The organism is Rhizorhapis sp. SPR117 (assembly GCF_021742065.1).
Map to the genome: position 1 here is coordinate 132,515 of NZ_JAKKIE010000002.1, position 13,437 is coordinate 145,951.

Sequence of the window (13,437 nt, forward strand, 5' to 3'; positions counted from 1 at the left end):
GAACAGGGGACTGGCGGAGAGGGTGGGATTCGAACCCACGTTACGGTTGCCCGTAAACCGCATTTCGAGTGCGGCGCATTCGACCACTCTGCCACCTCTCCGTGAGGTTTTGTCCGATGTAGTTAGGGCGTATTATATATGCCTGTTGGCGACGCCGGACTGGTCATTGAGCGGCGGGCAATAGCTTATGACTTCGTGCTTGCCAAGCACTCACCTTGTAACAAATCGCAATCCTTCTAAATTGGGAGTATGGATTCGAACAACACTCTGCCGATTGGCGCTAACGCCCCCCTTCAAGCACCGATCATCGTCCACGCGCGTTTTTGCATTGGTGATGTCGTGCAGCATCGCCAGTTTGGATTTCGGGGTGTGGTCTTCGATATCGATCCGGTCTTTGCCAATAGCGAGGAATGGTATCTGTCGATCCCCGAACATGTCCGGCCTGATCGGAATCAGCCATTTTACCACTTGCTCGCCGAAAATGGTGAAAGCAGCTATATTGCTTATGTCAGCCAGCAAAATCTGGTGTTCGACGAGAGCGAAGAACCCATTGATCATCCCGCGATTGATGGATTGTTCAGTGCCTATTTGAACGGACGCTACATGCTTCAGACACGGCACCGCCACTAAGGTCCTGACCCTGGAGATTGCGGATCTGCCGAAAACAGGGACGTCAGGCCTTCAGCTTCCAACCTCTCGCCAGCAGCATATAGCAAATAATTCCCAGCAGAATATTGAGAACTAACAGCACCAGTCCGCCAATCAGCACATTAGAGTCTGCCGCCGATAGAAACCCATAGCGGAAACCCGAAATGATGTAGAAAAAGGGATTGGCGTGGCTGACCATCTGGAACGCCGGAGCAAGGCGATCGACCGAATAAAAAGTGCCCGATAATAGTGACAAGGGCGCGATCACGAAATTGGTCACGGCTGCCGCGTGATCGAATTTTTCTGCCCAGATCGATGTGATCAAGCCAAAAAGGCCTAAAAGCGCAGACCCCAATATACCAAACCATAATATCGCCCAGCCATGAGCCGGCGTTACATGAACCCCCGGCCATAACGCCATGGCCAACCAGACCGTCACGCCGACGCAAACGGCGCGGGTAATCGATGCTGAAATCAGGGCAAGCATCAATTCGCCCGTCGAAATCGGTGGCATCAGATAATCCACCAATGTTCCCTGAACCTTGCCGACCAGCAAGGCGAAGCTGCTATTGGCGAAGCTGTTTTGCATCATCCCCATGATGATGAGCCCCGGCGCAATGAAATCGGCGAATGGCACGCCAAGCACTTTGTAATCCCCACGGCCCAGAGCGACCGTGAAGATGACGAGAAAAAGGAGAGTCGTGATCGCCGGCGCCCATATCGTTTGCAACTGGACCTTGAAAAAACGGCGAACCTCCTTAAAGTATAGGGCTAGCATACCCGCCCAATTGATATTGCGGATCAAGGGTACGCCCGGTTCCGCCCGGACTTCCATGACAGAACTTTCAATTTTCTGCTGTTCGTTCATGGTAAGATCGCCTATCGGGTGGCGACGAAGCCCGCAAGGGCGTTTTTTTATTTCCCGGCGCAGATATTTTATCGCCCAGGAATCAAGGTTTATGTCGAAGGAGCTTGAATGGCCTGGACAGATGAACGCATCGACCAACTGAAATCGATGTGGGAAAAAGGCATGACTGCCAGCCAGATCGCGGAAGATCTGGGTGGTGTGAGCCGTAATGCGGTAATCGGAAAGGCTCATCGGCTTGGCCTGCAATCCCGCCCCTCTCCTGTGAAAGCAGGCGATGGCACACGCAAAGTTGCCACCGCCAAAAAAGCCGCCCCTAAAAAAGCGGATTCACAGGGCGATACGGCTCCTGTTTCTGTGCCTGCCAGACCCGCAGCAGCCTCTGCTGCACCAGCGCGCGCCGCCCCGCCGGAACCGGCAACGGCCGCGCCAGTGCAAAGTGCGCCGCAACCGCGCATCGTTTCGGTCGGACCAGGCGGTTTCCTGCGTCAGGGACCCGGCGATCAGCAAGCCCCGATTCCCCCGGCCCCGCCCCGGCGGCTGGTGCCGGCCAAGCCAAGCCCGGAAATCGCTGACAAAACGAGCCTGCTCGACCTGACGGAAAAGATTTGCAAATGGCCGATGGGTCATCCTGGCGAACCCGATTTCCATTTCTGTGGAGAGAAGGTAAATCCCGGCTTTCCCTATTGCGTCGAACATTGCGGTCGCGCCTATCAGGCGCAACTCCCGCGCGGCACGCGCCGTCCGCCGCCGCCGCTGCCTTTTGGCGGCCCGCGCGTGCGCTGACACAGGAAAGGCCGCCGGGTCCTCCCCGACGGCCTTCTTCCCAGGCCATAAAGCTGCGTCAGAATCGATAGGTCGCCGTTACCTGGCCCGTATGGTAATTGAACTTGTCCGATCCGCGCGCGATCAATGTCTGACCGCTCGTGGTTGCCGTGTTAGTGAATGGGCCGGTTGCCGGGGCACTCCCCTGCGTTACCGTCACGTCATAATCCTTGGGATCGAGAGACGTATATTTATACAGCAGGCCGATCGAAAAATTATCGGCGATCCGCTGTTCCACGCCCCCGCCAGCGGTCCAACCCCACGCATTGCTGTTGCCCGTATCGGCAAAGTCATTGGCGGTGTTAGTGGTACTGAAACGGTTATTGATACGCCCATAGGCGCCGCCACCTGTTGCGTATAACAATGTGTTGCCCATGGCATAACCCACGCGCGCCCGAAGCGCCGCATTTTCCTTCAAACGGCGGTTGAGCGTGTAGCTGCCCGGTTCATCCGAAAAGCCTGTCACGCCATCGGTCACATCGGCAATACCGCCTTCAGCCACGACGCCGGCAACAATATTGCCGAACTGCATGTCATAGCCGGCGATCCCAGCCCAGTTGGTGCCTGTTCGGTCATTCACACACCCGTCTGCCGCAGCGCCGCTTGCAGAACGTCCCGAGCAATAGCCGGTAAAGATGTCGCTGCCTCCGGACGTGACGCTGTTATCAAATTGACCGTCTCCATCGGTATCGAACACCAGCGTTTCACCGCTGTCATGATCGGGTTTGGCAAGACCGATCGAACCGCCAACATAAGGCCCCGACCAATTCCGCTCGACACTAGCGTCTTGCGCCATGGCTGGCCCGGCCAAGGCAAACGCCAGCACTGCGCCAAACGGCACATTTATAAATTTTTTCATGGTGTTAATCCCTCCATGTCTTGATGGACATGCGAGCAACGGACGGAAACGCCGCAAGTTGCATGAACGTCAGTTTAACGGGGCATTCCAAGCTATATTATGCACGACCCGCCTTGCAAGCATGATGGGGCAGGCCCTATAGCCTCCTTATGTCAGACGACCTTTTCGGATCAGCTCCCATCACATCAACCGACTATGACGCCTCCCATATTGAGGTTTTGGAGGGATTGGAGCCTGTTCGCCGCCGCCCCGGCATGTACATTGGCGGTACGGACGAGCGAGCGCTCCACCATCTTGCATCCGAAGTGCTCGATAACAGCATGGACGAGGCGGTCGCGGGCCATGCCAGCCGGATCGAAGTGTCGTTGGAACCGGGGAACCGCCTGACTATCATCGACAATGGCCGTGGCATGCCGGTCGATCCGCATCCCAAATTCCCCGGCAAGACGGCGCTGGAAGTGATCATGACAATGCTGCATTCGGGCGGCAAATTCTCTGACAAGGCTTACGCCACCTCCGGCGGCCTGCACGGCGTCGGCGTCAGCGTGGTGAATGCCCTCTCCAGCGACACGCTGGTCGAGGTCGCCCGCAACAAGGAGCTTTATCGCCAGCGCTTTTCTCGCGGACACGCGCAGGGACCGCTTGAAAAGGCAGGAGCGGCGCCCAACCGGCGGGGTACATTGGTCGCATTCACGCCCGATACGGAGATCTTCGGCGAAGGCGCCAAGTTCAAGCCTAACCGCCTCTATCGCCTCGCTCGGTCAAAAGCGTATCTGTTCGCGGGTGTCGAAATTCGATGGAAATGCGCGTCCGAACTCATCATCGACGAAACTCCGGCCGAAGCCGTGTTCCAGTTTCCCGGCGGGCTTTCTGATCATTTACGCGAACAGATCGGTGAGCGTGAATGTGCCACTGCAAACTTCTTCGAGGGTCGCCAGGACTTCCCCGATGGCGCGGGGCGGGTCGAATGGGCCGTAGCTTGGCCATTATGGTCGGATGGCAGTTACAGCTGGTACTGCAACACCATCCCAACACCTGATGGCGGAACGCATGAAGCGGGCCTTCGCGCCGCCATCACCAAGGGCATTCGCGCCTTTGGCGATCTGGCAGGGCAGAAACGTGCCGCTCAGATTCAGGCCGAAGACATCATGTCCGCCTGTGAAATCATGCTGTCGGTGTTTATCCGCGATCCGCAATTCCAGAGCCAGACCAAGGATCGTCTGACCAGCCCGGAAGCCGCCAGAATGGTCGAAAACGCCGTGCGCGATCATTTCGATCATTTTCTGTCCGATAACATGGAACGCGGAAAGGCGCTGCTCGCCTTCGTGCTCGACCGGATGGACGAACGGTTGAAGCGCAAGGCCGAACGCGAGGTCAAGCGCAAAACAGCCACCTCTGCGCGCAAGCTGCGCCTGCCCGGAAAACTTACCGACTGTTCGACTGATGATCCGGAAGGCACAGAGATCTTCATCGTCGAAGGCGACAGCGCCGGCGGGTCGGCAAAGCAAGCGCGTGATCGCAAGACGCAGGCGATCCTGCCGATCCGTGGCAAAATCCTGAATGTCGCGTCGGCCAACAGCGCCAAAATCTTCGCCAATCAGGAAATCGCCGATCTGGTCCAGGCTTTGGGTTGCGGCACGCGAAAGGACTGCAATCCCGATCATCTGCGCTATGAGCGCATCGTTATCATGACCGATGCCGATGTTGACGGCGCGCATATCGCCACGCTGCTCATGACCTTTTTCTTTCAGGAGATGCCGGAGCTTGTCCGGCGCGGTCATCTCTATCTCGCACAGCCGCCACTTTACCGGCTCGTGTCAGGTGCAAAAAGCGTATATGCCCGTGACGACGCGCATCGTGCCCGACTGGAGGCCGGCGAGTTCAAAGGCAAAAAGGTGGAGGTCAACCGCTTCAAGGGATTGGGCGAGATGAACCCGATGCAACTGCGCGAAACCACCATGGACCCGAAAACACGGAGCATGATCCGCATCACCCTGCCGCAAGAATATGAAGAGCGGGCGGGCGTACGCGATCTGGTCGAACGATTGATGGGAAAAAATCCCGAACATCGCTTTGCCTTCATTCAGGAAAATGCTTCAAGTGTCGATGAAGAGATTATCGACGCTTGAAGCGCCTTTCAAAAAAAACATTGTGTAATGGCGGTGCAAATAACTACCAGTCTGCCATTTGGACTTAAGGTAATGAAGAGGTCTACATGAGAGCGCATTTTCTGTTCGGCACGTCAGCTCTCTTTCTGGCCGCTTGCGGGCCAACACCGGAACAAGCGGTGCAAGACAATAGCGCAATGCCCTATGAAAACAGCGTGGTAATCGGGAACGCCGTGACGGAAGAAGCCTCTGAACCGGCTCCTGCACCTACGCCCGTCGATAAAGCCCCTGCAGCCGAGCCAGCACCACAGATCACAGCAGAAAAACCAGCAGCTTTTGCGCAATGCGCCATTTGCCACAAGGTCGATAAAAGTGGCACACACGGTATCGGTCCCAACTTGTATGGCGTGTACGGCGAAAAGGCCGGATCAGCTGCAGGCTATGTCTTTTCTCCAGCTCTGAAAGCCTGGGGCGCTACGCTTGATGACGCCAATCTTAACGCGTTTATCGAAAACCCGCATGCGACAATCCCAGGCACCAAAATGGCCTATGTAGGGCTAAAGGATGCGGCCAAGCGCAAGGCGATCATAGACTGGCTGAAAACACAGAAATAAGGTCTCAGGGTCAGAATTACTCTGCCGCCAACGCCTCTACCAGTGCCTTGACCTTCTTCTGTCGCCATTGCGGCAGGGGCGCAATCAGCCAATAAGCTTGCGATGCTTCCCGCGTATCACCCACTTGCCGAACACGTCCATCGGCCAAGTCCTTTTCGACCAGCAGCAACGGGACGGACGCATGGCCAAAGCCGTTGGCAGCCGCCTCGATGGCAAGGCCCGCATCGGCCACGCGCATGATTGCCGCGCCATCTTCAACAGGACAGCCGGGCCAGTGAATTTTGTGCTGCGGCCCGCCATCCGGCGCTTCTACAGTAACAAAAACGGCATCGCCCAATCGCAGCCCTTCATGTTCCCCCGGCCCATCCGTCAACCAGACGGCCAGGTCCAGATTGGCCTCCGTAAAGTCCAGTGGTTCATCGGCGGCAACCATTGCAAAACGCAATTCGGCGTCGCCCGAAGCATATTTCGCCAGTCGTGCATTCAGCCATTTCGCAGTAAAATCGCGTGGCGCCGCAATCGTCAACGATTTGGATGATTGCCCCGCCTGCATGGCACGCACGGCCTCTTCGAACTCCAGAAAACCCGAACGCAACGCCTCAAGACCGGCTTCTGTCTCCGGCGTCAATTCCAGCCCCTTGGGCGTGCGGCGGAACAGGACGACGCCCAGCATGTCTTCCAATGCGCGAATCTGCTGTCCTACCGCGGCTGGCGTCACCGCCAGTTCGTCGGCGGCGCGCGTGAAGCTGAGATGACGGGCCGCAGCGTCAAGCACGCGCAGTCCATTCAACGGCAAATGTGTTCGCTTCATTCCGCCACCGCAGGCGCTATCAACGAAAAGCGGGGGATATCGGCGTCGAACGTGCGTCCGCTTGCCAATAGCATATGATAGCTGCCCTCCATTGCACCGGTGGGCGTAGCAAGCGGGCAGCCCGATACATAGTCATAGGAATTGCCCGGTTGGATCACTGGCTGTTCACCAACCACGCCTTCGCCCTCGACCCGATGCTGAACGCCGCGTCCGTCGGTGATGATCCATCGGCGGGACAGCAATTGCACCGGTTCCGCACCGCCATTTTCGATGCGAATATGATAGGCCCAGAACCAGCGCCCCCGGTCCGGCTCCGACTGTTCGGGCAGGAAGCTGACAGCAACCCGGATGGTGACATCGCGGGTCGTCTGGTTGAAGGGGAAAAGCGCCAGCATGGTCATGAAAATCGCCTATCTGCCGATGGCCGTCAATGCCTGATCCAGATCGTCGATCAAGTCTCTCGGATCTTCCAGCCCCACATTGATGCGCAGCATGTCTTCCGTAATACCGATTTCCAACCGCGCCGCTTCCGCCATGCCATAATGCGTGGTCGATGCCGGGTGCGTCATCAACGAACGGCTGTCGCCGATATTGTTGCTGATGTCGATGAGGTTCAGCGCATTCAACAGTCCGTGCGCTTCCTTGCGCCCGCCACCGACATACAGTGAAAAGATGGGACCGCAGGCATCCATTTGAGTCATGGCGAGGTTATGCTGAGGATGGCTGGGGAGACCGGGATGCAGAACCTTTTCGACCCGCCCTTCCAGGAACTCGCCCACTAGCAATGCATTCTCGCTCTGCCGCCGGATACGCAGGTCCAGTGTTTCCAGTCCTTTCAGCACCACCCACGCGTTGAAGGCCGAAAGCGTCGGGCCAGTATTGCGGTGAAAGGGCAGCAGCGTATTGACGATGAATTCCTGTGTGCCGCAGATCGCACCTGCCAATACCCTGCCTTGTCCGTCCATCATCTTGGTCGCGCTATAAGCAACGACATCCGCACCGAACTCCATCGGTCGCTGCAATGCTGGCGTAGCGAAGGCGTTATCGACGACCGACACGATGCCATGTTCGCGAGCAAGCCCACAAACGGCTTTCAGGTCGACTATATCCATCGTTGGGTTGGCAGGGGTTTCGAAGAAAAAGGCCTTCGTATTAGGCCTGATCGCGGCTTTCCATGCATCAAGATCGCGCGCATCCACCACGGTTGTTGCAATGCCGAATTTGGGCAGCAACGTGTCGGTCAGCCAGCGGCATGAACCAAACAGCGCCCGCCCCCCGACGACATGATCCCCGGCTGAAAGCTGGCACAAAAGCGCTGCTGTCATCGCCGCCATGCCGCTCGCGGTGCAGCGCGCGGCCTCCGCACCTTCCATCAGGGCGATACGCTGTTCCAGCATCTCGACTGTTGGGTTCTGGAGGCGGCTATAGGTCATGCCGACCTGTTCGCCTGCGAAGCGTGCGGCGGCATCCTCGGCGCAATCATAGGCATAGCCGGAGGTAAGGAAAATCGCTTCCGACGTTTCGCCAAATTCCGATCGCGCGGTGCCGCCCCGGATCGCCTGAGTGGCCGGGCGCCATGTCGACGTTATGCTACGATCCTGACCGGTCTTACGTTTCATTTCTGATCCTTGCCTGAAATCTTCAAAGGACGGCGAGAACCGCGTCGCCCATTTCGCGCGTACTCATCGAACCGCCAATGTCACCACTGCGCGCGCCGTTGGCCAACGCCTTTGCCACCGCAGCCTCGATCCGGTCAGCGGCATCCGGCAAGCCCAGCGAATAGCGCAACATCATGGCAGCGGAGAGGATCGTCGCCAACGGATTGGCCTTGCCCTGGCCGGCAATATCCGGCGCGCTGCCATGAATGGGCTCGTATAGTCCCTTGCCGTTGGCATCGAGCGAGGCCGACGCCAGCAGGCCGATGGAACCGACGCACATGCTCGCCTGATCGGACAGGATGTCCCCGAACAGATTGCCGGTGACGATCACGTCGAATTGCCCTGGATTGCGAACCAACTGCATTGCGGCATTATCGACATACATATGGCTGAGTGCGACATCGGGATAGTCTTTTGACACTTCAATCACCACATCGCGCCATAGTTGCGATGTTTCCAGCACATTGGCCTTGTCGACCGAGCAGAGTTTCCCACGACGGGCCTGCGCAGTGCGGAATGCGCTGTGAGCGATGCGCGACACCTCCGCCTCGTTATAGGACATGATGTCATAGCCTTCACGCAGGCCGTCGGCTGTCTTGCGCATACCCTTTTCGCCGAAATAAACGTCGCCGTTCAATTCCCGCACGATCATCAAATCGATGGCGCCCGCCACCTCTGGCCGCAACGCCGATGCGTCCGCCAGTTGAGGGAACATCTTTGCGGGCCGCAAATTGGAAAATAGCGCCAGTTCTTTGCGCAAACCAAGAATGGCCTGTTCGGGACGCAACGATCGCTCCAGCGAGTCACAATCGGGATCACCCACCGCGCCGAACAAAATCGCGTCGGCGCGCTTGGCAAGTTCCAGCGTTTCGGACGGCAGCGGGTGGCCTTTGGCCTTGTAGGCGGCGCCTCCAACAAACGCCTCCTCATAGGTAAGGCCAAGGGGACCCAGCGCATCCAGCACCCGCCGCGTCTGGTCGATCACCTCCGGCCCGATTCCATCCCCCGGCAGCAGCGCAACCAACATTTCCTAAAACTCCAATTTCCGTTGAATGGCCAATGCCGCAGCCCACATCATCACGCAACCGCTCTTTTCAGCCTTTCCACCAGCCTTCCGCGCGAAGCCAACACCTCCGCCCGCCGATCAGTCAGGACGGAACGTTCCAGAAAATGACCGGTGAGCGCCAAACCATCCAGTATATCCGCCCATTCCGCCATGCCGCCTATTGTCAGAAAGCCGGGAAGCCTGAGCAATTGCGATTCATAACCCCTGGCAGCATCGGCGCTAACTGCGGCTCCGCTTTTGGGGCTGACATAGCTGAGCGCCACGTTCTCCCCCGTCACCGCGCAACGTGTCATGTCCAGGCCAAAGCCAAGCTCCGTCAGGATGAGCAGTTCATAACGCACCAGCGCCACCGCCCAACCCCGTGCCGCCGGCGCCGCCTCGATCGCGCCCAGCACGCCGTCCAGCGCTTCATACAGCGCTGGATAGCCTTGTTCCTCCGGCAATCCGGCCGCTGTCAACGCGCAGCACCATTCAATCGCCGCTGCGGGTAATGGTTCACCCAGAAGCGGGCCGCGACTGTGCTCCAGTTCAACCGTCAGGCTGGCAAGTTGCTCCCCCGTCCGGGCGCGAAATTCCGCCTGCACCAGATTGGCGGACATCAATATGGGGCGCAACCGTGTCGATCGCCCCCCGCGCACATAACCCGCCATCAGCCCGTGTTCCGGCGTCATCAGCTGCGCTATGACCCCATGTTCGCCGTGGTGGCGGATCGCGCAGACAATGGCCGGGGTCGTGATGTGGGTCACTTAACCACCTTATATCCGTTCGTGCCGAGCGAAGTCGAGACACGTTGCGCGGGCATCCCTTGACTTCGCTCGGGACGAACGGAAAGGGAGCGACGTTCCTCATCCATGGAAATAGTCATAGACCGTCTGCGCCACCGCCTTCGACACCCCCGGTGTGCGCAGCAAATCGGTCAACCCTGCATCCTTTACCGCCCGCGCCGTACCAAAATGCATCAGCAGCGCCTTTTTCCGCGCGGGGCCAATACCAGGCACATCGTCGAGTGAACTGGTCGTAATCGCCTTGCTCCGTTTTGTCCTGTGCGCACCAATGGCAAACCGATGCGCCTCATCGCGTAGTCGCTGGAGGTAAAACAGCACGGGATCGTTCACTGGCAGGGTCAGTTCCCGCCCATCGGACAAATGAAACACCTCTCGTCCGGCGTTGCGGTCCGGCCCCTTGGCCACGCCGACCAGTGCGACATCCTCAATCCCCATTTCTTCCAGCACACCACGCACCGCGTTTAACTGGCCGCGTCCGCCATCAATCAGCACCAGATCAGGCCAATCGCCCTTGTTTCGATCGGGATCGTCTTTCTGCGCCCGGACAAAGCGGCGCTCCAGCACTTCACGCATCATGGCGAAATCATCGCCCGGCGCGGTTTCCGCCCTTTTGATATTGAACTTGCGATAGGCGTTCTTGCGAAAGCCCTCCGGCCCCGCCACCACCATCGCGCCTAGTGCATGGGCGCCCTGGATATGGCTGTTATCATAGGTTTCTATCCGCTCTGGTGGGCCATCCAGTCCAAAAAGATCAGCCATATCGCGTAGAATCTTGCCCTGCGTCGTCGTTTCGGCCAAGCGCCGGTCCAACGCTTCCACCGCATTACGCTGGGCCTGTTCGATCAACTTCATCCTGTCACCGCGTTGGGGCACCTCGATGCGCACCTTTGAACCGACACGTTCGGACAGCGCCTCTGTCAGCAATGCGCCTTGCATGGGCGGTCGGTCAGCAAGGATCAATCTGGGCGCTGGCACTTCCTCATAAAATTGCGCCATGAAATTGGTCAGGACCTCATCTTCGGGGACATCAGCCGTATGGACAGGGAAAAAGCTGCGATGCCCCCAATTCTGGCCGCCGCGAATGAAGAATGCCTGGATGCAGATCGATCCCGCCTTGCTGGCGAGTGCAAAAATGTCGGCATCGCCCAACCCTTCGGCGTTGATCGCCTGCGACCCCTGAATGAAGGTGAGCGCCTTCAGTCGATCCCGGTAAACCGCAGCCATCTCGAAATCCATGGCATCCGAGGCCGCTTGCATGGCAATGCCCAGCTTGTGCTGCACCTTGGTCGATTTCCCGGCCAGAAAGTCCTGCGCATCGCCGACCAGCTCGGCATAGGCGGTTTCACTGATCCGCCCCACGCAGGGGGCTGAACACCGTTTGATCTGGTATAGCAGGCAGGGACGCGAACGATTGTTGAAAAAACTGTCGGTACAGCTTCTTAATAAAAACAGTTTTTGCAGCGCATTCAGCGTCTGGTTGACTGCGCCTCCGCTGGCGAAGGGACCATAATAGCGGCCCTTGATCTTTCGCGCGCCACGATGCTTTTGGATGCGCGGAAAAGCGTGATCTTCGCGCAGCAAAATAAAGGGAAAGCTTTTGTCGTCGCGCAGCAGCACATTATAGGGCGGGCGGAAACGCTTGATGAACTGCGCTTCCAGCAACAGCGCCTCAGCCTCGCTGTTGGTGGTTACGATGGTCATCGAACGCGTCTGCGCCACCATGCGTTGCAGCCGCTTCGATAGCCGTTCCACTTGGACATAATTATTGACGCGGTTTTTCAGCGCCCGTGCCTTGCCCACATACAGCACATCGCCGCGTTCGTCCTGCATCCGGTATACGCCGGGACGGGACGGCAGGGTATGCAGCGTTTCCCGTATGGCAGCAACACCCGCTTGCAGGTCCGGCTGCCCCACGCCGCGAAAGGTGGAAGTCGCCTTGCCTTCGTTAAATCTGTCAGGGGATTGCGGATCGAACATAGATCAGATGTAGAAAGACCGGACTGGATTGCCCAGCCCGGTCTTCAAATTTTCATCAAGTTGCCCAGCGCGTCAATTCAACCCGCTCAACCCCTTTATCGTGCCATCAACCAGCGCCTTGTCGGCGGCCGCATCATGATGTTCTGCGATCAGCGTCGCAGCGGCAGTGCTGGCGGCTTTGGCAACCTTTGCCCGGACATCGGCTATCGCAGTGCGTTCAGCGGCCGCGATCTTGTCCTCCGCCATTTTTTTGCGGCGAAGGACCAGATTGCTTGCGTCTTCCTTGGCCTTAACCAGGATATGCTCCGCTTCTTCTTCTGCGCGGACCCGCATATCATCCGCTTCCTTGGCGGCAGCGGACATCTTGGCTTCATATTCCGCCTTCAGCGCTTCAGCTTCGGCACGCAATTGCTGTGCTTCATCAAGCTGCGCACGTATGGCCGCGATCCGCTTGTCCAATGAGCCGCCAATGGCGGCGGGAACCTTTTTCCAAAGCAAAATGCCCAGGAAAATCACCATGGCCAGGCTGACCCACGCCGTAGCGTCCAGACCAAGAGCACTCGGATCTGCATGATGCTCCGCCCCGCCGGGGGCCTGCGTGCCAGCGTGAGGCATAGCCTCCGCCGATGCTGCATGTTCCAGATTTTGCTCTATCTGTTGCGAACCTGTGTCGAGATGTTCTGCTGCTTCAGCCATTGGCCAGTGCTGCCTTTACTGCCTTGCCAGCCGCGGCGGCGCTCGCCTTGGCCCCGGAAATCTTTGTGACCATATCTTGTGCCGCATCAGCCGCAATCCCTTCAATCTGGGTCAGGGCTGATGCCGTAGCTGCGGCGATTTCCGCTTCAGCCGCAGCGATCTTTTTGGCAATCTCTGCATCCGCATCAGCCAGTCGCTTTTCAGCCGCCTTTGCAGCCTTTTCTTTTGCGATCTGGGTTACCTTTTGTGCAGCCGCACGATTTTCATCCGACTTCACTCGATACTCTTCCTCGATTTCATCGGCACGGACGGAAGCCGCCTTCGCCGCATCAAGGTCATCCGAAATCCTTTTGTCGCGCGCCTCCACCGTCGATTCGATCTTTGGCAACATGCCAAGGCCGACGACGACAAAAACGAAACCAAACGTCAGCAGCAGCCAAAAAATCTGCGATGCGTAGGTTGCGGCGATCTGGGATATTTGTGGCATCGAATTCGTCCAGCAAAATGGTCAGCCAGGCAGCAACA

14 protein-coding genes and 1 tRNA gene are annotated in these 13,437 nt (G+C 58.0%); 4 read left to right on the plus strand and 11 right to left on the minus strand.

Annotation, left to right across the window (positions count from 1 at the left end; genetic code table 11):
- Nucleotides 1-11: 11 nt before the first annotated feature.
- A tRNA-Ser gene (locus L3X40_RS01545) sits at nt 12-101 on the minus strand.
- 148 nt (nt 102-249) lie between these two features.
- Between L3X40_RS01545 and hspQ the strand changes: the two genes are divergently transcribed.
- Complete coding sequence (gene hspQ, locus L3X40_RS01550) at nt 250-630, plus strand: heat shock protein HspQ (RefSeq protein ID WP_237364073.1); 381 nt, start codon at nt 250-252, stop codon at nt 628-630.
- Between the two features lie 43 nt (nt 631-673).
- Here hspQ and L3X40_RS01555 read toward each other — a convergent pair whose 3' ends face one another.
- Nucleotides 674-1,516 (minus strand): ABC transporter permease, encoded by an 843-nt coding sequence (locus L3X40_RS01555; RefSeq protein ID WP_237364075.1) that lies wholly within the window; start codon nt 1,514-1,516, stop codon nt 674-676.
- Between the two features lie 108 nt (nt 1,517-1,624).
- On the opposite strand from L3X40_RS01555, the gene L3X40_RS01560 reads away from it, so the two are divergent.
- Entirely contained in the window at nt 1,625-2,299 is a 675-nt protein-coding gene (locus tag L3X40_RS01560) for a GcrA family cell cycle regulator (RefSeq protein WP_237364077.1), read from the plus strand.
- Nucleotides 2,300-2,357: 58 nt separating this feature from the next.
- Here L3X40_RS01560 and L3X40_RS01565 read toward each other — a convergent pair whose 3' ends face one another.
- Nucleotides 2,358-3,197, minus strand: a complete 840-nt coding sequence (locus tag L3X40_RS01565) for an outer membrane protein (protein WP_237364079.1) — start codon at nt 3,195-3,197, stop codon at nt 2,358-2,360.
- A gap of 149 nt (nt 3,198-3,346) precedes the next feature.
- On the opposite strand from L3X40_RS01565, the gene parE reads away from it, so the two are divergent.
- Nucleotides 3,347-5,326, plus strand: a complete 1,980-nt coding sequence (gene parE / locus L3X40_RS01570) for a DNA topoisomerase IV subunit B (RefSeq protein WP_237364081.1) — start codon at nt 3,347-3,349, stop codon at nt 5,324-5,326.
- 86 nt (nt 5,327-5,412) lie between these two features.
- Nucleotides 5,413-5,919 carry a c-type cytochrome gene (locus L3X40_RS01575; RefSeq protein ID WP_237364084.1) on the plus strand — a complete coding sequence of 169 codons (507 nt, stop codon included), beginning with the start codon at nt 5,413-5,415 and terminating at the stop codon, nt 5,917-5,919.
- Nucleotides 5,920-5,935: 16 nt separating this feature from the next.
- Here the strand turns inward: L3X40_RS01575 and L3X40_RS01580 are convergent, their stop codons facing one another.
- The 8 genes from L3X40_RS01580 to L3X40_RS01615 all read right to left on the minus strand — a co-directional run bounded on the left by L3X40_RS01580 (nt 5,936) and on the right by L3X40_RS01615 (nt 13,399).
- Nucleotides 5,936-6,730, minus strand: coding sequence for a LysR family transcriptional regulator (locus L3X40_RS01580; RefSeq protein ID WP_237364086.1), 795 nt, complete (start codon nt 6,728-6,730; stop codon nt 5,936-5,938).
- On the minus strand, nt 6,727-7,125 hold the full coding sequence (gene apaG, locus L3X40_RS01585; protein ID WP_237364157.1) for a Co2+/Mg2+ efflux protein ApaG: 399 nt from the start codon (nt 7,123-7,125) through the stop codon (nt 6,727-6,729). The genes L3X40_RS01580 and apaG overlap by 4 nt, the downstream gene beginning before the upstream one ends.
- Before the next feature lie 15 nt (nt 7,126-7,140).
- On the minus strand, nt 7,141-8,349 hold the full coding sequence (locus L3X40_RS01590) for a trans-sulfuration enzyme family protein (RefSeq protein ID WP_237364088.1): 1,209 nt from the start codon (nt 8,347-8,349) through the stop codon (nt 7,141-7,143).
- A 22-nt stretch (nt 8,350-8,371) separates the two neighbouring features.
- On the minus strand, nt 8,372-9,415 hold the full coding sequence (leuB, locus tag L3X40_RS01595; protein ID WP_237364090.1) for a 3-isopropylmalate dehydrogenase: 1,044 nt from the start codon (nt 9,413-9,415) through the stop codon (nt 8,372-8,374).
- Between the two features lie 50 nt (nt 9,416-9,465).
- On the minus strand, nt 9,466-10,200 hold the full coding sequence (gene recO, locus L3X40_RS01600) for a DNA repair protein RecO (protein ID WP_237364092.1): 735 nt from the start codon (nt 10,198-10,200) through the stop codon (nt 9,466-9,468).
- A gap of 99 nt (nt 10,201-10,299) precedes the next feature.
- On the minus strand, nt 10,300-12,216 hold the full coding sequence (gene uvrC, locus L3X40_RS01605) for an excinuclease ABC subunit UvrC (protein ID WP_237364094.1): 1,917 nt from the start codon (nt 12,214-12,216) through the stop codon (nt 10,300-10,302).
- A gap of 72 nt (nt 12,217-12,288) precedes the next feature.
- The gene (locus L3X40_RS01610) at nt 12,289-12,912 is read right to left on the minus strand and encodes a F0F1 ATP synthase subunit B family protein (protein WP_445177141.1); all 624 of its coding nucleotides are present in this window, start codon (nt 12,910-12,912) and stop codon (nt 12,289-12,291) included.
- Nucleotides 12,905-13,399, minus strand: coding sequence for a F0F1 ATP synthase subunit B family protein (locus tag L3X40_RS01615; RefSeq protein WP_237364097.1), 495 nt, complete (start codon nt 13,397-13,399; stop codon nt 12,905-12,907). The genes L3X40_RS01610 and L3X40_RS01615 overlap by 8 nt, the downstream gene beginning before the upstream one ends.
- Between the last annotated feature and the right edge of the window lie 38 nt (nt 13,400-13,437).

What these genes read in the sequence shown, in the direction of transcription:
- parE (WP_237364081.1), top strand. Translation starts at nt 3,347, where the DNA reads ATGTCAGACGACCTTTTCGGATCAGCTCCCATCACATCAACCGACTAT.
- L3X40_RS01580 (WP_237364086.1), bottom strand. Translation starts at nt 6,730, where the DNA reads ATGAAGCGAACACATTTGCCGTTGAATGGACTGCGCGTGCTTGACGCT.
- hspQ (WP_237364073.1), top strand. Translation starts at nt 250, where the DNA reads ATGGATTCGAACAACACTCTGCCGATTGGCGCTAACGCCCCCCTTCAA.
- L3X40_RS01575 (WP_237364084.1), top strand. Translation starts at nt 5,413, where the DNA reads ATGAGAGCGCATTTTCTGTTCGGCACGTCAGCTCTCTTTCTGGCCGCT.
- L3X40_RS01610 (WP_445177141.1), bottom strand. Translation starts at nt 12,912, where the DNA reads ATGGCTGAAGCAGCAGAACATCTCGACACAGGTTCGCAACAGATAGAG.
- L3X40_RS01565 (WP_237364079.1), bottom strand. Translation starts at nt 3,197, where the DNA reads ATGAAAAAATTTATAAATGTGCCGTTTGGCGCAGTGCTGGCGTTTGCC.
- L3X40_RS01615 (WP_237364097.1), bottom strand. Translation starts at nt 13,399, where the DNA reads ATGCCACAAATATCCCAGATCGCCGCAACCTACGCATCGCAGATTTTT.
- leuB (WP_237364090.1), bottom strand. Translation starts at nt 9,415, where the DNA reads ATGTTGGTTGCGCTGCTGCCGGGGGATGGAATCGGGCCGGAGGTGATC.
- L3X40_RS01590 (WP_237364088.1), bottom strand. Translation starts at nt 8,349, where the DNA reads ATGAAACGTAAGACCGGTCAGGATCGTAGCATAACGTCGACATGGCGC.
- L3X40_RS01555 (WP_237364075.1), bottom strand. Translation starts at nt 1,516, where the DNA reads ATGAACGAACAGCAGAAAATTGAAAGTTCTGTCATGGAAGTCCGGGCG.
- uvrC (WP_237364094.1), bottom strand. Translation starts at nt 12,216, where the DNA reads ATGTTCGATCCGCAATCCCCTGACAGATTTAACGAAGGCAAGGCGACT.
- apaG (WP_237364157.1), bottom strand. Translation starts at nt 7,125, where the DNA reads ATGCTGGCGCTTTTCCCCTTCAACCAGACGACCCGCGATGTCACCATC.
- L3X40_RS01560 (WP_237364077.1), top strand. Translation starts at nt 1,625, where the DNA reads ATGGCCTGGACAGATGAACGCATCGACCAACTGAAATCGATGTGGGAA.